Annotated in this window: 9 protein-coding genes and 1 pseudogene; 6 read left to right on the forward strand and 4 right to left on the reverse strand. The window is 70.4% G+C overall.

Going from position 1 to position 18,190, the window contains the following annotated elements; translation table 11 throughout:
* Positions 1 to 156: 156 nt before the first annotated feature.
* The 3 genes from HEP85_RS41085 to HEP85_RS41095 form a co-directional block, all read right to left on the reverse strand.
* On the reverse strand, positions 157 to 927 hold the full coding sequence (locus HEP85_RS41085; RefSeq protein ID WP_248002365.1) for a hypothetical protein: 771 nt from the start codon (positions 925 to 927) through the stop codon (positions 157 to 159).
* Between the two features lie 524 nt (positions 928 to 1,451).
* Entirely contained in the window at positions 1,452 to 5,330 is a 3,879-nt protein-coding gene (locus HEP85_RS41090; RefSeq protein ID WP_211118164.1) for a S8 family serine peptidase, read from the reverse strand.
* Between the two features lie 77 nt (positions 5,331 to 5,407).
* The gene (locus HEP85_RS41095) at positions 5,408 to 7,666 is read right to left on the reverse strand and encodes a M4 family metallopeptidase (protein ID WP_329525145.1); all 2,259 of its coding nucleotides are present in this window, start codon (positions 7,664 to 7,666) and stop codon (positions 5,408 to 5,410) included.
* Positions 7,667 to 8,587: 921 nt separating this feature from the next.
* On the opposite strand from HEP85_RS41095, the gene HEP85_RS41100 reads away from it, so the two are divergent.
* The 6 genes from HEP85_RS41100 to HEP85_RS41125 all read left to right on the forward strand — a co-directional run bounded on the left by HEP85_RS41100 (position 8,588) and on the right by HEP85_RS41125 (position 17,918).
* Complete coding sequence (locus tag HEP85_RS41100; protein WP_168532351.1) at positions 8,588 to 8,770, forward strand: hypothetical protein; 183 nt, start codon at positions 8,588 to 8,590, stop codon at positions 8,768 to 8,770.
* A gap of 127 nt (positions 8,771 to 8,897) precedes the next feature.
* The gene (locus HEP85_RS41105) at positions 8,898 to 11,801 is read left to right on the forward strand and encodes a helix-turn-helix transcriptional regulator (RefSeq protein WP_369658056.1); all 2,904 of its coding nucleotides are present in this window, start codon (positions 8,898 to 8,900) and stop codon (positions 11,799 to 11,801) included.
* 102 nt (positions 11,802 to 11,903) lie between these two features.
* Positions 11,904 to 12,125, forward strand: coding sequence for a hypothetical protein (locus tag HEP85_RS41110; protein ID WP_168532355.1), 222 nt, complete (start codon positions 11,904 to 11,906; stop codon positions 12,123 to 12,125).
* A 51-nt stretch (positions 12,126 to 12,176) separates the two neighbouring features.
* On the forward strand, positions 12,177 to 16,097 hold the full coding sequence (locus tag HEP85_RS41115) for a kelch repeat-containing protein (RefSeq protein ID WP_168532357.1): 3,921 nt from the start codon (positions 12,177 to 12,179) through the stop codon (positions 16,095 to 16,097).
* 404 nt (positions 16,098 to 16,501) lie between these two features.
* Positions 16,502 to 16,762, forward strand: a complete 261-nt coding sequence (locus HEP85_RS41120; RefSeq protein WP_168532359.1) for a hypothetical protein — start codon at positions 16,502 to 16,504, stop codon at positions 16,760 to 16,762.
* 34 nt (positions 16,763 to 16,796) lie between these two features.
* On the forward strand, positions 16,797 to 17,918 hold the full coding sequence (locus tag HEP85_RS41125) for an IS630 family transposase (RefSeq protein ID WP_168532218.1): 1,122 nt from the start codon (positions 16,797 to 16,799) through the stop codon (positions 17,916 to 17,918).
* A 148-nt stretch (positions 17,919 to 18,066) separates the two neighbouring features.
* On the opposite strand, the pseudogene HEP85_RS41130 reads toward HEP85_RS41125, so the two are convergent.
* Positions 18,067 to 18,171, reverse strand: a pseudogene (locus tag HEP85_RS41130) (transposase); the annotation flags it as partial.
* Positions 18,172 to 18,190: the final 19 nt, after the last annotated feature.

Here is an 18,190-nt window from a genome sequence, read left to right on the forward strand (position 1 = left end):
GACCACCCGCGGCGGGCCGCGGATGGGGCACCGGCCCGCAGTACGTCAGCGAGTCCGACTGCCAACCCGCGCCGACCTGGCCGCTGGTGATGTGCTTCCGGACCGTGGAACCATCCCCTTGAAACCGAGGAGGAGCCAGTGCAGCTGCGCAACGTCTCACCGGACGATGTCGATGCCTACGTCCTCTGTGAGCCAGGGGGAGCTGTCCGTCGACGGGTCGCTGTCGCAGAAGAGGAAGGGATTCCGCTGGCCTTCCAGTCCACAGGAGTCCTCACCCCATGCGTCGAGTGCGTCGATGGCCCGTTCGCGGCGCTGCCAGCGCTCGCTGGTTCCGAGTACCTCGCAGAGCGGGGGTACCAACGTCGCTCGGTAGGGCAGCAACTCCGCGTCATCCAGGAGCGGGATGCATGCTGCGATCGCCGCTTCGCTCACATGCCGGTCGACGTCGTCGACGAAGGCGAACGCGGCTGAGAACAACTGCTGTCGGGTCTGTCGTATGGCGACGGCCGGCGGATAGTCGTCGAGAGGGAACCCGTGTCGGCGGCTCGCGGTATCGACCGCGTCGGTGACCTCGCCGGCGACCGAGCCGATCCAGGCCAGTAGTTCGGCCCGCATACAGCCGGGGGCGTCTCGGCGGTACTTGTCGACCGGGAGTGTCGCTCGCGGGTCGGTCAGGATCGCGGCCGCGTAGAGCGCCGTGGGGACTGTTGCCTCATAGATCGTGTTCTGGTGGTGCAGGATGCCGTGAACGTAGCCAAGGGCCTTCGTCCGCGCGGTCTGATCTGTGTCCAGCAGCGCTACCAGCATCTTGGGTGCGTCCGTCGCCAGTCCATAGGCATGGTTCAGGGCTGCCCAGTTGGTCTGGGTGAGTGTCCATCGCGGGTCGGGCAGATCAGCGGCGGTAGGAGGCACCTGGTCGTCCCTCACACGATTCGCCATAGGGGTGCAGCGTATTCCTCCGAGCCGGTCCTGATCAGCAGTCGGCCCAGATCATCGCGTGGGGAGCCACTGAGGCTCAGCACCTCCGTGAGTCGGAGGAACGTCGTACGGCTGACTCCGCGGCTCCGGTCGTCGTTCTCGAACTCGTCGAGCTGGGACCTGCACCGACGACGAGGAAGAGGAGTTCGGTCGCCTCGTCGCGACTCTCGACGACCCGCTTGCCGCCCTCGCAGCCGCCGAAGACATCAGTGGAGCGGCACGCGGACGGTGGGTCAACGCCGACCTGGTCCAGGACGAGTTTCACGACTACGTGGTGGCCAGACGGCCGGAAGACAGCTCACCAATTGGAAACCCCTGGCCCGTGCCTCCGCCCAGACTTTCGACGCGCCGGAGTGGTCTCGCCGAGCATCCTGGGCGTCGCCGGACGACGCGGCGGGTGCCAGGGTCCGAAGACCCTGGCACCCGCCTCGCTCAGGCCGGGACGATGCACGTCACCGGTGTTTGTCGGTGGATCACTTGGGGCCGGGCTGCAGGAACGCGCGGACCACGGTCTGCTGGACACTGTTGCCGGCCGCGTCCGTTGCGGTCACCCGCAGGGTCACGTACGCGTCGCCGTGAATGTACGACGGCCGCTGCAGGTTGGCGATGAACTGCCCGTCGCTGCCGCGCCGCGCCGTGTGCACCGTCGTCCAGTTCTTCCCGTCCTCGAAGGACGCCTCGACCTTCAGCTTCACCCCCCGCGGAGCGGACATGCCGTCCTGCATACGGACGTTGACACCGAGCGTGTGCATGCGCGCCCGGCTCACCGCGTTCTGGGCGTTGACCGGTACGTTGTAGTCGAGCTGGAGCAGCGGCAGCATGGTCGCGCCTGCCGTGGTGTCCGAGTGGAACGTCCACGACGTGTGCGCGTCGGTGGCGAAGTGCCAGTCGTCCGATTCGCGGGCCGTCGTCAGGTCCAGAGCGTATGTGGCCTTGCCCGGGGGCACCTCCATGTTGCCCCAGGCGCCGTTGTCGGACGTGGCGATCTGCTTCCCATTGCGGTACAGCACCGCTGTGGCCGTGTCGGGCACCGGGAAGGGCCCGCTGTCGTTCACGGTGGCGTCACCGACACCGCCGCCGAAGGACGGCAGCTCGGAGAACGACCAGTGACCAGTGCCGGAGTCGTTGAACTCCGGCACGTACACCGACAGGGTGTCGCCGTTGCGCACCGACTTCATGGCGAAGCCGCGCGGGATCGACGGTCGGACCACCGCTCCGAACCATCGCTCCGTGGCGTGCTGGCCGGGCCGGTAGGTGTGCGGGGAGTCGTGCGACCCGGCCTGCAAGGCGAAGTCGGGGATCCAGACGACGTTGTGGTGCACCATGTGGTTCCACAGCGTGTCCTCGGCGCTGCTCACGTACTCGACGCGGGTCTGGCCCACCGGCACGTAGCGGCTGTACTGGTTCCACGCCGTGTCCTCGTACGGCCGCCATGCGAACCGCTGCTCACTCGCCCAGGCCGAGTCGCCGGTGCGGGTGTACGTGGCGCTGACCTGCGCGGTGTTTCGATCCGAGACGGTGTAGACCATCTGCTGGGGGATGGAGCCCTTCGAGACCGGCATCACGTCGTACAGATACGGGCTGTTCACCGTGCCGGAGAACTCCAGCGTCGTGGTGCCCTTCTTGATGCGATCCAGCAGGGCGCCCCCGTTCTTCCAGTTGGTCCGCATCGAGGGCAGCTCCAACCGGTCACCGTCCGGCTGCCACCTGGTCCAGGCGGCGCCCCCGGCCGGGTCCCAGGCGAAAAGCACCGCCTTGGCCCCGGCCGCCGCCGCGAGCCGTGAGAAGCCGGCGTAGTCGCCCGTGGGCCACACGTACCGGGCCACGGCCAACTTGCCGCGCACGTTGCCGAGTTTGGGCGCCGTCACGGACCCGGCGTCCACGGCGGTCAGCCGTGCGCCCCGGTCCCCGAAGACCGGGGAGAGCGGCTCGTAGTACGGGGTGAATCCCTGCGAGCTGCCGGAAATTTTCGCCCGCAGCTGCGGGGCCACCATCTGCCAGCGCGAGTGGTACTCGAAGGCGCCGTCGGTGACCGGAGCGGTGGGGCTGATGTAGAGGTGATTGACGGTGTCGAAGTACAGGGCGCCCTGGAGCAGGCCGTGACCGTCGATCTCGCGGTGCAGCATGGTGCTGATGACGCCGTGCTGCTCGGCGGGCCGGGGTGTGCGGATCTTCACTTCGGTGACATCGGCGGCGTTCAGCGTCACCGTCATGTCCTTGGTGACCTTCACTTCGGGGACGACGATGTCGCCCACCTGGTCGCCGTCCGACGTCGTGTCGTAGAAGCCGGAGTTGAGGTAGTACGTGCCTTCTTCCAGGACGGCGACCGCCGCGTCCCTGTCGGTGTACTGCGCCCAGCCGGCGGGGCTCCAGATGTTCGGCAGCGCGCCGGGCACGACCTTGCCGTTACGGTCCCGGACGACCACGGTCAGCCGGTGTTGCGGGGCGTGCACCACGAGGGAGACCGTGGTGTGCGCCACCACTTCGCCGGTCGCGGACTTCGCGGTGACGTAGCCGTAGAAGCCGCCGCGGATGGCGTGCGCCGCGTCGGTGCGCAGCGGCACGTCGGCGGTGGCGCCGGCGGCGAGTTGCACGGTGTCGGAGCCCAGGCTGACCACTCCGGCAGGGAGCGCCTTCCCGGATTCGGTGGCCAGGTCGGCCGCCAGGGAGAGGATGATCGGGTGGTCACCTGTGTTGGTGTAGTGAAGGGTGGCCGCCTGCTGCTGTCCCGCGGCGCCGCCGATCTGGAGCGGGGCGAGAGTGACGGAGCCGGTGGCCGTGACCGGACCGATGGCCGCCGCCAGGTCGATGCGACCGCCGCCCTGCTCGCTCACCTTGGTGCCAGGAACCGTGTGAGCGGTGCTGGTCAGGGCGTCCTTGAGCTGCTGCGCCTGCCAGTCGGGGTGCTGCTGGGCCAAAAGGGCGGCAGCGCCGGCGACGTGCGGGGTGGCCATGGAGGTCCCGGACAGCGCGATGTAGTTGGCGTCGACCGGGTCGCCCAGGGTGGTACCGGCCGCGCGGGCGGCGACGATGCCGACCCCGGGGGCGGTCACGTCGGGCTTGACCGCCCCGTCGCCGAAGCGCGGGCCGCGGCTGGAGAACGGAGCGAGCGAGTCGTCGCGGTCGACGGCCCCCACGGTCAGCGCGGAGTCGGCCGCTCCCGGCGTGCCGACGGTGGACGCCCCTGGGCCGTCGTTGCCCGCCGCGACGACGAACAGCGTGCCGGTGGAGTCGGTCAGGGTGTTGACGGCCTCGCTCAGCGGGTCGGTGCCGTCGGTCTCGATGGACGCGCCGAGGCTCATGTTGACGACCTTGGCGTGCTCGGCGGTCGCCCACTCCATGCCGGCGATGATGCCCGACTCGTCGCCGGATCCGCTGTCGTCCAGCACCTTGCCGATCAGCAGGTCGGCCTTGGGCGCGACACCCTTGCGGGTCCCGCCGGACGCCGCGCCGCTGCCGCCGACGATCGAGGCGACGTGCGTGCCGTGCCCGAAGTGGTCACCGGTGTTCCCACTGCCGGAGAAGTCCTTGGCCTCCGCGATGCGCCCGGCGAGGTCGGGATGGCTCGCGTCGGCACCGGTGTCCAACACGGCCACCTTGACGCCCTGGCCCTCGTAGCCCGCCTTCCACGCGGTGGGGGCGTTGATCTGCGCGGTGCTGCGGTCCAGCAGCGCCTTCACCTTGCCGTCGAGCGAGATCCGCGGGGTGACCGCCGCACGGGCGGCGTCCGACGATCCGCCGGGGTTCAGCGTCTTCCAGAACTTCCCCAGGTCGTGGTCGGCGACACGCATCGATTGCGCGTGGATGCTCTCCAGCTTGCGGAAGGGCGCCGCGGCCGCCTTGAGCGCCACGAGCCGGTCGGCAGTGGCGGTGGCGGCCTTCGACGCCTGCGCGGTGACCCTGGCTCCGACCCGTGACGGCACCGGCCGCGAGGAGACGATCAGCGGCAACGCGGTGGAGTGGGCCTCGTCATAGCCATCGGCGATCAGGGCCGTCACATCGAACAGCCGCCGGTCCAGGGTGCCCGCGGACACCAGACCCTGGGCGTCGAACGGCATCACGGTCAGTGCCTTGTCGTCCCCCTCCAGCGTTCGGAAGGGAATGTGCTCGCGCCCGGGTCCGGGCTGCACCGACGCGGTGTGCCGGCCGCCGGGCAGCGTCGTCACCGTGACCTGATCACCGGTCACCAGCCGCACGGTCGCGGAGTGGGCCGTCGGTGCGGCGGCGGGCGGGGCGGTGGACGGCGTGGCGGTCTTGGCGCGGTCCGGCTGCGCCGCGAACGCTGCCGGCACGGCTACGGCGACCAGCATCAATCCCGTTGCTATCGCCGCCGCCGGGCGGGTTGTGGACATCAGTCAGATACCTCTCGTATGGCTGGGGTGATCGGGCCGCGATCACGGGCACTGTCCGGCTGGGGGAGGGGCACCGTCTAGAAGGTGAGCTTCCAGCTGTTGATGTGGCCGCTGTCCAGGTGGTAAGCGTCCTGGACCTTCAGCTTCCAAGTCCCGCTGGCGGTCTCACCGGAGGCATTGACGGTGTAGGTGGCGATGACATTGGCCGCCGAGTCGAAACCGTTGGACTTCTTCAGGTGGTAGAGGCTGCCGTCCGGGGCGACCAGGTCGACGACCAGGTCACCGCGGTAGGGGTGCACGATGTTGACGCCGACCGCCAGGGTGCTCGGCGCGTTACCCGCCCGACCGGAGACCTTGATGGCGGAGTACACGGCCGCGCCGGCGTCCGGCACCGGCACGTCGGTGGTGTTCGTGAAGACGTTGCCGCCGGCGGTGGAGACCCCCCAGCCGAAGGTCGCCGAGCCGGTGACCTTGGAGGAGTCCTTGGCCTTGACCGTCACGGTGCTGAGGCCGACGGCGGTCGGGGTGCCGGAGATCAGGCCCGTGGTCGCGTTGATCGACAGGCCCGTCGGCAGGCCGGTGGCGGAGTATGTCAGTGCTCCCGGGTTGTTGCTGCCGGCCTGCACCTGCAGGCTCACGGGGGTCTTGACGACGGTGTTCTGGTCCGCGGGCTTGGTGACCGTGACGCGGGCGGCGACGCCGATGGCGGCCCAGGTGTCGGCGACCGTGTTGTAGGTGGCGCTGCCGGCCCCCCACAGGTCGGCGGCGGCCTGGAGGGTCTGGGTACGGGCGCCCGAGTAGTCGGTGGTGGAGGTGAAGCGCTCGGTCAGGGCCTTGTACCAGAGCTTGGCGGCGTTCTCCCGGCCGATGCCGGGCACCGCCACACCGTCGGAGGTGGGGCTGTTGTAGCTGACGCCGTTGATCACCTTCGCGCCGCTTCCCTCGGACAGCAGGTAGAAGAAGTGGTTCGCCGGGCCGGACGAGTAGTGCACGTCCAAGTTGCCGAGGCCGGGGGACCAGTTGTCCGGCGAAACGCCGTCCCGCGAGGGCTTGTCCTGGTAGCGCAGCGGGGTGCCGTCACCGTAGAGGTCGATCCTCTCGCCGATGAGGTAGTCGCCGACATCGTTCGCGTTGCCGGCGTAGAACTCGACCGACGTGCCGAAGATGTCCGAGGTCGCCTCGTTGAGACCGCCGGACTCATCCCCGTACACCAGACCCGCGGTGGCGGCGGTGACGCCGTGACTCATCTCGTGGCCGGCTACGTCGAGCGAGGTCAGCGGGTGCTTGTCGCCGTCGCCGTCACCGTACGTCATGCAGAAGCACTCGTCGTCCCAGAAGGCGTTGTTGTAGGCGACGCCGTAGTGGGTGCGGGAGTAGGCAGCGGCACCGTCGTTGCGGATTCCGTTGCGGCCCATCACGTTCTTGTAGAAGTCCCAGGTGACCTGGGCGCCGTAGGCGGCGTCCACACCGGCGGTCTCGGCGTTGGACGGCGAGCCGTCGCCCCAGGTGTCGGTGGAGTTGGTGAACAGCGTGCCGGTACCCGAGTCGCCGTGGCTCAGGTCGTACGTCTTGTGGCCGCCACGGGTGGTGTCGGTCATGCTGTACGTCGAGCCCGACAACGTGGTCCCCAAGGTGACCTTGCCGCTGTACTCACTGTTGCCGACGCCGGTCTCGATCCCCTGAAACTCGAACAGCTTGGCACCGGTCTTGGCATCCGAGATGACGTGCAGCCGGCTCGGGGTGCCGTCGTCCTGCAGACCGCCGACAACGGACTCCCAGGCCAGGACCGGGGCTCCGGAGGCCGCCCAGACCACCTTGCGGGAGCTGGTCACCGTCGGGCTGGTGGCCCCTTTGGCCTTGGCACGGCCGATCGCGAGGGTTTTCGCCGAAGCGGCGGAACGGGTCGCGGTGGTGCTCGGCACACTGATGCGCGTGTCGGTGGCCTTGTCGGCCCCTTTCGAGGTCCCGTCGGCGGCCGTGTGCACGACCAAGTCGCCGCCGAGGACCGGCAGTCCCGCGAAGGTGCGCTCGTAGCGGGTGTGCACGGAGCCGTCGGCGTCCTTGACGACCGACTTGGGGACCAGCTGCTCCTGCGTCCCCAGGTGCAGGGACCGGGCGGTGGCCGCTCGGCCCGCCAGAGCCGATCCGAGGAGCCTCGCCTGCTCCGCGGCCGAGAGCTGGACGGGCAGTGCGCCTGCCCGGGGCTGGACCCGGACGGCACGGGCGTGTGTCTGGGGCGTATCGGCCATCGCGGTGCCGGACGACGCGGTGACAGCGAGCACCGTGGCGCCGGCTATCAGCGCGCCTGCGACCGACTTGCGAGGGGATCGTCTCACTCGGACTCCTTCTGCGGCGCCACTGGATGGCGGCCGGCGAACAGCCTGGGCAGGGGGGCGTTGGGCCCTGTCCGGTTGGAACTGACGGCGTGGATAGGCCATATGCGGCCGCTGTGCAGGCGATTACCGCGCTGCAGAACACCATGCGCACAGCCAGAGGTAAAACCCTCCGAAAGGATTGGCTAATAGAGCCTGAATCGTCACTAGTACTGGGTGTCGCAGATGCGACATGTCTCATTGGCGACACGCGTCGCCCGCACGCCGCCGTGACACTGCCAGCGCGACGTGGACCGTCAGGAATTGCGTGTGTCCCGTCCCGAAGGAGCCACCTGTGGGGCCGGCCTCGACCCGCTCACCGAAGTGATCCGCGCCATCACCCTCTTCTGGCCGGTCACCTCATCCGACCTGGTCCGAGCCACGTGCGTGTGCTCCGCACCGCCGGACGCCTCGCCGGCGTGGTGCTCTGGCCGGCAGGACGGCAATCCCAAAACCACGGCACCCATACCGGCCGCTGACGTGGCGCGCCACCCGGCCTGGCACCGTCCGGTCGCAGGATTACCCGTTCCCGAATTTCAGCCGGATCCCGGCGGCGCCGACCGAGGTGAATGGCGGCCCCGACCCGGGTGTGCCCGCAACTACCCCACGGCAGTGAGGAGTTGTGGCCGGGATTGTGCAGCGCTTCGCCGGCGTGGTCAAATGCAGGCTGGAATAGCAGGCCCATTCCCAGGCATCGCACGCGCGCGTCGCACTGTTCCTGGCTGAGTTTGTCCCGTCACGATTTGGTGTTCGAGACCCACACGCCAAGCAGGACCGCCTCGGCGCCAGGCTCCGGGTGACTGCAACTGCACCGCGAACCCTCTCTCTCCCGCGTCGACTTGGGAGACAGGCGGATCGTCGGGAGCTTTCACCTGGTCCTACGGCATGTCGGTGCCGCCCGCGGCAGCGGGCCCGGCTCCTTCGGTGTCCCTGTCGTACGACCCGGGCAGCATCGACGGCCGTACGGCGTCGACCAACAACCAGGGCAGCCAGGTCAGTGAAGGCGCCGGCCTGTCCGGGACGGTCCGCGGCTCGATCGACCCCACTGCTCGGGCCGGACGGCACTGACCGAGGGCCCGCGCCGGGCCGAGGGCCGGGGCCGTACGCTCTGACGATGCTGACGGCCGGATGCTCCGGAAGACACGGCCGGCTGGGCGGATTGGACGTGGAGATGAGTACACCAGGGAGGACGGGCGTGCCGTCACGCCGACCCGACCTGGCCGTACCCGGCATGGTCGGCCGCGATCGCGACCTTTCGTTGCTGGACCAGGCGCTCAACGGGCGGCCGGGGCTCGTCGTGGTCGCGGGTGAGGCGGGGATCGGGAAGACCCGGCTGGTCCTCGAGCTTCTGCGGCGGCGCGGGGAGACGGCGCTGGTCGCGGTGTGCCCGCCGTTCCGGGAGCCGTACACGCTCGGCCCCGTCGTCGACGCGGTACGCCGGCTGGCCGAGTGTGTCGCCGGCCTGCCGCTCACCGGGCTGGCGGGGGCACTGCGGCCGGTCTTCCCGGAGTGGGTCGATCAGCTGCCGCCTGCGCCCGAGCCGCTAGCCGACGCCGCAGCCGCCCGGCACCGTCTGCTCCGCGCGCTCATCGAGCTCATCGACGTCCTCGACGTCGGGCTGCTCGTACTGGAGGACGCCCACTGGGCTGACGAGACCACGCTTGAGCTCCTGCTGTTCCTGCGGGCCCGGTGGGAGCGGGGCCCGCGTCTCATCCTCACCTACCGGCCCGAGGACGTCCGCCCGGAGTCGCTGCTACGCCGGCTGCTCGCACAGGCCGGCGTCACCCGCCTGGAACCGCGGCCCCTGGACACGGCTGCCACAGCCCAGTTGGTGTCCTCGATGCTCGGCGGGGAGCCGGTCTCGGAGGAGTTCGCCGAGCTCCTCCGCGGCCACACGGACGGGCTGCCGCTCGCTATTGAGGAGTCCGTCCGTCTGCTTTACGACCGCGCAGACCTGGTTCGCGAGGACGGCGCCTGGCTGCGGCGCGACGTCGCGGAGCTCGACGTACCGCCCAGCATCCGCGAGGCCGTACTCGAGAGGACCTCCCGCCTCGGGCGAGCAGCCGGCGCAGTGCTGGCGGCGCTCGCCGTGCTCGAGGGGGAGCGGGCGCCGGCACTGATCGCCGAGGTCGCCGGGGTATCCCCGCAGGAGGCGGAGAACGGTCTGATCGAGGCACTTGCCGGCGGGCTACTGCACGAGGACCGCGACGGCCGGGCGGGGTTCCGTCATGTGCTGGCCGCGCGCAGCGTCTACCACGCCCTCGGCGCCAAGGAGCGCAGTCGCCTCCATCGCCGCGCCGGAGAAGCCCTCGAGCGGGAGCCAGTACGCAGCGTCGCCGAACTGGCCCGCCACTTCCGGGAGGCGGGCGACCCGGGTCGCTGGGCGGCGTACGCCGAGCAGGCGGCGGACCATGCGATCTCGTCGGGCGACCCGCGAACGGCGTTCGGACTACTCCTTGATCTTCTCGCCGGCGGTGCCGTCCGCGGCGCGGCGGTGTCTCGTCTGGTGCAGCGCATGCCGTTGTACGCCGCACCCGGGAACGGGCCGCTGCGCGAGCTCGTCACCGTGCTGCGCGAGGCCGCCACCGGTGAGCTCACGCGGGAGGAGCGGACCGAGGCCATTTGGCAGCTGGCTCGGCTGATGTTCCACGTCGGTGACGTGGAGGCGGCCTCGGTCGAGATGGAACGGGCCGTGCCGGGGCTGGTCCAGGATCGGCCAGTCGCCGCGGTCCACGCGATGATGATGCTCGCTCGCCCGCTCGGTACCGCGCGCCCAGCGGCGCATCACCGCGCCTGGCTGGAGCACGCCGGGCGTCTCATCGAGGCCTCGCCCGGTCCGTCGCCCGACGTGCGGCTCTCCTTTCTCATGGACCGTGCCGCCACGCTTCTGGTACTCGGCGACCCCGCCGGCTGGGCGGTGGTGCGCGACTTGCCGGCCGAGGGGGAGAGCCCCGGCGAGGTGCTGCAGCGCGCTCGGGGATTCGCCAACCTCGGTGAGGCGGCGATGCTGTGGGGCTGCTACGACGACGCCCGGCGCTGGCTCGACGCGGCCGCCGCCCTGGCCGAGGCTCACCAGCACGTGCGCCTGCGCGACCTCCTCGGGGCGACCCTCGCCCACCTCGACTGGCTCACCGGCAGTTGGACGGGACCAACGGAGTTGGAGGCCATGGCCCTTGACGCTGACGAACCTGTGTTGCGCGCCGACGCACTGCTGCTGGCCGGTCTGCTCGACGCCGCTCGCGGCGACCACCCGCGGGCACAGGAGCGGGTCCGCGCCGCGATCGCGGTCGGGCGTCCGCGCGGCCCCGCCGACGGGTCTCGCGACCCGTCCGCGGTGCTCGCGCGGCTGGCGATCGCCGCAGGCCGCCCCGGGGAGGCACTGGCCGCCACCGATGCAGCCTGGCACCTCGTCGAGGCCAAGGAACTCTGGCTCTGGGCTGCAGAGATCGCCCCGCTGCGGGTCCGCGCCCTGCTCGAAGACGGGCGTGTCGGGGATGCCGCCGGCGCGGCCGAGGCCTTCGCAGCGGGTACGCGCGGTCTGAATGCGCCGGTGGCTGCGGCAGCCCGCTGGTTCACAGCGGCCCTGCTCGCCCGTGCCGGCGGTGACCTCACCGGTGCCGCCGGGCTCTTCGAGGAGGCGGGCGCCGCCTGGGCCGCCCTTCCGAGACCGTACGACGCCTTGCTGGCCCGCGAGGCGGCGGCCGGCTGTCGCCTCGCAGCCGGTGAGCGGGTGCGGGCCGTCGGCGTGCTCCGCGAGGTCTTCGGCGACCTCACAGCCCTCGGTGCGACCGGGGACGCGGACCGGGTGCGGCGTACCCTCGCGGACGCGGGGGTACGGGTCGGAGCGCGGGCGGGCCGGCCCGGCTACGGCGACCAGCTCTCGCCGCGCGAGCTCGACGTGGTGCGCCTGCTCGTCGAGGGGCGGACCAGCGCACAGATCGCCCGCGTCCTCGGGCTCTCGCCCCGCACTGTCGAGAAGCACGTCCACTCCGCGATGCGTAAACGGGACGTGCCCTCGCGCACCGCGCTCGCCGTCGCCGCAGTGGAGTCCGGTGTCGCACTGCCGCCGGTGAGCGTGCCGCGGCCGTTCACGGAGTAGCCGCAGTGAAGCCACGGGAGTTTCCCGGGTAGTTCTGCGCATTGTCGGCCTCTCGGCGTGCGGCGTTCACTGCTTGCTCTGGGACAGAACGGAGCAGCCGCGATGACTTCTGGCAACGGCGCCGAACAGCCCGGCGAGGAGCCGGCGGCCGCCGAACGGTCCGACGAGGAGCCGGCGGTCGGCCCCAACGACCGTTCATCGAGGGGGCGCACCAAGGATTCCGTCGACGGGGAGGACAGCACCGTCGATCCGGCCCCGGCGGAGAGCGCGGACCGGCCGCGTAAGAGCCGACGGAAGCCCGGCGTGGAGTACTGGCCGGTCTGACCAGCACCCCACTCGAGTCGGCGCGGCCGACACACCCTCCTGAGGAGAACGATGCACATACGACCACGCATGTGGGCCGCCGGGGTGGCGGTCGCTTGCGCCGTGGCGTTCGGCCTGTCGGGCGGCGCCCCGGCGCAAGCGGCGCCCACCGCGACCGGCACACCGCAGAGCACGGTGGGCTACAAGCCCGCCGGATGCGCCGTCCCCGTACCCCCCTCCGAGCGGAAGGGTGGCGCGCCCTATGCGACCTGTGACTTGATGGTCGTGACCAACAGTCACGGCAGGATGGCCGCGGGCTCGTCCGCCCCGTCCGCCGACGCGCTCACCCCGAACGACCTCAGGGCGGCGTACGACCTGCCCACGGGCGGCTCGGGCGAGACGGTCGCCATCGTCGACGCCGGCGGCTACGCGACCGCCGAGGCCGATCTGGCCGTCTTCCGCGGCACCTACGGCCTTCCCGGGTGCACGGCGGCGAACGGCTGCTTCACCAAGCTCGACCAGAACGGCGGGCACAACCTCCCGCCCGAGGACGCCGACTGGTCCGTGGAGACCGCGCTCGACCTCGACGCCGTCTCCGCCGCCTGCCCGGCCTGCCACATCCTGCTCGTCGAGGCCGACTCGGCCGGTATCGACGACCTCGGCCAGGCTGAGAACACCGCCGCCGCCCACCACCCCGTGGCCATCTCCAACTCCTACGGCATCCCCCGCGAGGGGGGAAGCTTCGTGGCGGCGTACGACCACGACTACGACCACCCCGGGATCGCGGTCACCGCATCCACCGGCGACTACGGCAACGTCATCGAATGGCCCTCGTCGAGCGGAAACGTCGTCGCCGTCGGCGGCACGACGCTGACCCGCGACGACACCAACGCCCGCGGCTGGACCGAGGCGGCCTGGGCCTCCGGTGGCTCGGGCTGCTCGGGCTTCGAGCCCAAGCCGGCGTACCAGCAGGGCATTGACACCGGCTGCCGCAACCGTGCCACCGCCGACATATCCGCGGACGCCGACCCCGCCACCGGCCTCGGCATCTACAACTCGACCGCGGCCGCCGGCTGGCTCCGGGTCGGCGGCACGTCGCTCTCCTCGCCGCTCGTCGCAGCGATGTACGCCCTCGCGGGCACCCCGACGCCCGGTACCTACCCGGTGACCTACCCGTACGCCGACACGAACGCCGGCGACGTCACCGACGTCACTGCCGGCTCCGACGGCTACTGCGGCAACCAGCTCTGCAATGCCCGCGAGGGCTGGGACGGCCCGACCGGGCTCGGTACGCCCGCCGGCATCGGCGCGCTTCGCCAAGGCCCCCACGGGCTGGTGACCGGCACCGCGCACGGCACCGGCTCTGGGACGGCCTCCGGGCCGATCGCGGGCGCCTCCGTCACCGCGACCGACGTGGACGGCCGCAGCTACACCGCCAGGACCGACGCGTCAGGCGGCTTCACACTCGCCCCGGCACCGGGCGCCTACACCCTGACCGTCGCGCAGTTCGGCTACACGAAGGTCACCGCCAAGGCGAAGGTCGCCGAAGGCCGCACGGCGAAGGAGTCCTTCACCCTGCGGGCCCTGCCCACCCACTCCGTCTCCGGCACCGTCACCGACACGTCGGGCCACGGCTGGCCCCTCGCGGCGACGATCACCGTCGACGGCTACCCCGGCGCCGCGATCACCACCGACCCGGTCACCGGCCGGTACGCCGTCCGGCTGCCGGACGACGGGAACTACAGACTGCACGTCTCGGCGACCCTGCCTGGCTACAAGACGGCGGACGACACTGTCGCCGTCGGCACCCGCGACATACGCCACGACGTGGCGCTGTCCGTGGACGCGAGCGCCTGCACCGCGTTCGGTTACCGCTACGGATACAAGGGCACCACAACCGACTTCGAGGGCTGGACCGGCGCCACGCCCAAGGACGGCTGGACGGTCACCGACGACAGCGGCTCCGGAGTCACCTGGCGCTTCGACGACCCGAGTGGCTCCGGCAACGACACAGGCGGCACCGGCCAGTTCGCCGAGGTCGACTCCTTTGACGGCGGGATCGACACCGAGGAGACGACCAGCCTGGTCTCGCCGGTGCTCGACCTCAGCGACGATGCCACGCCGATCGTCTCCTTCGACAACTCCTTCACGTCACCCCGCTACAACTCCAACGCCTCCGTCGAGGTCAGCGTCGACGGGGGCCGGACCTGGACCTCCGTCTGGCACATGGCCCGCACGATCTCCTACGGCCCCGAGGCCGTCGCGATCCCGCAAGCCGCAGGCAAGAGCGACGTGCGGGTCCGGTTCCGGTACGACGCGGTCCACTCGTGGTACTGGAAGGTCGACAACGTCTTCATCGGCAACCGCTCCTGCGATTCCGCCGCCGGCGGGCTCGTGGCCGGCACCGTCGACGACGCCAACACCGGCAAGGCACTCTCCGGCGCGACCGTCAGCGTGAACGGCACCCCGACGGCCACGACGACCGGCGGCGCCTACGAGGTCTTCGCGCCCGCGTCGGCGGCCGACAGCACCGGCCGCACCACCCTCGGGGTCGTCGACGGCGCCTACACGGCCTCGACCGCCAAAACCCCCGTCGCCCGCGACCGGGTCACGCAGAAGGACTGGCACCTGGGCGCCGGCCGGATCAGCGTCTCCGGCGGCCTGCGCGCCACCCAGCCACTGGGCCGGTCGACGACCCGGACCGTGACGTTCCGCAACACCGGCACGGCACCCGTCCACGTCGTCCTCAACCCCCTGGACGGCTCCTACACGCCGGACTCGCACCCAGGAAATCCGGGCAAGTCCGGCACCGGAGCACCGATCCGGCACGTGGGTGGCGACTTCACCCGTGGGTCGCTGACTACTGGTAGCACGCACCGGGCCGCAGCATCGACGAGCTCGACCGACGCGACCACCGCGACGGGCGCCACCGCGTGGACGACCGGCGACGCCCTGCCGACGCCGGTGATGGACAGCGGCTCGGTGACGCTCGACGGGAAGGTCTACGCCTTCGGCGGGAACGACGGGGCGAACCGGCTGTTCAAGGCCTACGTTCACGACCCGGCCACCCGTGGGTGGCAGCGGCTGGCGAACGTGCCGGAGGCGCTGGAGAAGCCCGGCGTGGAGGCGGTCGGCGGCGAGATCTACGTCGTCGGCGGCTGGGACAGTACCGGCAACGCCTCGACCGCGGCGTACCGCTACGACCCGAAGCGCGACTCGTGGTCCTCAGCGGCGCCCCTCCCCGCGGGCGCCGTTGCCGGCGGTACGGCGGTCCTCGGCGGCCGGCTCTACGTGGTCGCCGGATGCGGCGGCAACTGCTTCCCGGCCTCGCAGGCGACCTATGTCTACGACCCGCAGGCCGACGCCTGGAGCCAGGTGGCGAACTACCCGATCACCGACTCCTGGCTCTCCTGCGCCGGAATCGACGGCCAGGTCGTCTGCGCCGGCGGGACCGATCCGGTCAGCGGCGAGGAGACGAAGGCGACATACGCCTTCGACCCGGTCACCGGCGCGTGGACTGCTCGGGCCGACCTGCCGTATCCGAACTGGGCGATGGCCTCCGCCTCCTCCGGCGGACGGCTCCAGCTGGTCGGCGGCGTCGCCAACGGACAACTGACCGACCAGGCCGAGGAGTACGACCCGGCGACCGACTCCTGGTCGACCCTGCCGGCGGCCAACGCGCTGGTCTACCGCGGCAGCGGCGCCTGCGGGCTGTACGTCGTCGGCGGGGCGTATGCCGGCAACGGTCCGGTCAGCGGCGTCGAGCAGCTGCCCGGATACGGCGACTGCGGCAGCTCGGGCGCCGCCACCTGGCTGTCGGCGCCGCACACCATCAACGTCGCCCCGGGCGCCGCGGTAAAGGTACGGGTCACCCTGAACGCGGGCGAGGTCGACCAGGCCGGCACCTACACGAGCGGGCTGACCATCGGCACCGACTCGCCGTACGCCGTCCCGACGCTCGCCGCCACGATGAAGGTGACCGGCAGGCACTGACCGCGGACGGCCGGTCGGCCCGCAGCCGACCGTATGGGCACGACCCGACGGGGCTCCCGGGAACCCGGACCCGGGAGCCCCGTCAGGGTCTGACGGTCCGCGGCACTGGCTCGACTCTGTCGAGGATCTTGGAGTTTTCCGGTGCGGCAGCATGCTCAACGGGCATGCTCGGGCCGTTCCGAAGATCGATGCATGCCGAGGTGTTCGTTGTCGCTCCATCCTCGTTCCGGTGAGCGAGTCACGTCTTTGAACGCGCAGGTCACGTGGGCGAGCAACCCGGGTGATACGACGGCGATGTGGGTAAGAAACCGCCTCGACGGGTTGTGGCACGACGAGGACTTTCGCCGGCTGGTATCCGTGTGACGGGCGTCCGGGTCTCTCGTCGGCCCAACTGGCCACCGTCTGTGTGCTGCAGTCCGGCCATCAACTGCCGGCGCACCGCCGACCACCTCATCGACGCGTTCACGGGCAGTGGCGAGGCGGAGCTGATGAACGTGTACGCCCACCCGCTGGCTGTGCGGGCCGTGGTGGAAATGGTCGGCATGGACACCCACAACGACGACACCGACATCCTGGTTCAGGACCTGCGGATTTCACCGGACGCGGCCGAGGGCGGGGACCCCGTCGGTGCGTCTGTACGTGTCCTCCAGCGGCTGGTCGACTAGTGTCCTGCGCCAGTAGTTGATCGTTAGAAAGTGCATGACCTCTGCTGCTGGTGTGTCAGTTCCTCGTCGTGGCCCAAAACTCGAACCGTTGCTGCTGTCTGATGACGAGCGGGCGGTGTTGGAGCGGTGGACGCGTCGGGCGACATCTGCCCAGGCCCTGGCCTTGCGGGCGCGGATCGTGCTGGCGTGCGCGGGGCCGGGAGTGCCGCCGATTGTCGCGGTCGCCCGGGATCTGCGGGTGACAGCGGACACCGTCCGCAAGTGGCGGCGCCGCTTCCTCGCCGAACGGCTGGAGGGGCTGGCCGACGAGCCGAGGCCGGGCCGGCCGCCCACCATCAGCGTCGATCAGGTGGAAGAGGTCGTGGTCACCACGCTGGAACAACTGCCGAAGAACGCCACCCACTGGTCTAGGAAATCGATGGCGGAGCACAGTGGTCTGTCGAAGTCCACGGTCGGCCGGATCTGGCGGCAGTTCCAGCTCAAACCGCACCTGAGCGACACCTTCAAGCTGTCGACAGACCCGTTGTTCATCGAGAAGGTCTACGACGTCGTCGGCCTCTATTTCAACCCGCCCGAGGGCGCAGTGGTGCTCTCGGTGGACGAGAAGTCGCAGATCCAGGCCCTGGACCGCTCCCAGCCCGTGCTGCCGATAATGCCGGGCATGCCCGAGCGGCGCACCCACGACTACGTCCGTAACGGCCTGACCACCTTGTTCGCCGCCTTCGACGTCGCAACCGGTCAAGTCATCACCGCTCTGCACCGCCGGCACCGGGCCGCGGAGTTCAAGAAGTTCCTGATCCGCATCGACAAAGTGGTGCCGGCGCACCTGCAGGTCCACCTGATCGTAGACAACTACGGCACCCACAAAACACCGGCGATCAAGGCCTGGCTGGCTAAACACCCGCGGTTCGAGCTGCACTTCACTCCGACCGGCTCCTCCTGGATCAACCAGGTCGAGCGGTGGTTCGGCTACCTGGCCCACCAGATGATCCGCCGTGGCGCACACAAGAACATCCAGGCCCTTGAAGCCGACATCCGAGCGTGGGTCAAAGACTGGAACGAAGACCCCAAGCCGTTCATCTGGACCAAGACCGCCGAGGAAATCCTCGACTCCCTCGCCCGCATCTGCCGACGGATCTCCGGCGCAGGACACTAGGGCTTCAGAGGGTGGTATGTGACGTGATGTCATGTTGGTTGTCGCTGAAACGTGTGGCTCAGGGGTATCGGGACTGATCGGGGAGTCCTGTCGTGCTGGAGTGTTCTTCGTGAGCGACCGCCAGCCCTACAAGACGGACTTATCGTGGGGGGAGGTAGTCCCACTGGCAGCCGGTACGGGACTGGTAGAGCAGGGCGTCGACGATCTCCCGCATCTCATAGGCGCCCTGGTGGCCGCTGACGGAGTGATGCTGAACCTACCTGCCCCCGGTC

Source organism: Streptomyces sp. RPA4-2 (assembly GCF_012273515.2).
In the GTDB taxonomy this organism is placed as follows: Bacteria; Actinomycetota; Actinomycetes; order Streptomycetales; family Streptomycetaceae; genus Streptomyces; species Streptomyces kaempferi.

Bases quoted from the DNA above. Each gene is read 5' to 3' on its own strand.
- HEP85_RS41090 (WP_211118164.1), bottom strand. From the start codon at position 5,330: ATGTCCACAACCCGCCCGGCGGCGGCGATAGCAACGGGATTGATGCTG.
- HEP85_RS41100 (WP_168532351.1), top strand. From the start codon at position 8,588: ATGTCGGTGCCGCCCGCGGCAGCGGGCCCGGCTCCTTCGGTGTCCCTG.
- HEP85_RS41110 (WP_168532355.1), top strand. From the start codon at position 11,904: ATGACTTCTGGCAACGGCGCCGAACAGCCCGGCGAGGAGCCGGCGGCC.
- HEP85_RS41115 (WP_168532357.1), top strand. From the start codon at position 12,177: ATGCACATACGACCACGCATGTGGGCCGCCGGGGTGGCGGTCGCTTGC.
- HEP85_RS41125 (WP_168532218.1), top strand. From the start codon at position 16,797: ATGACCTCTGCTGCTGGTGTGTCAGTTCCTCGTCGTGGCCCAAAACTC.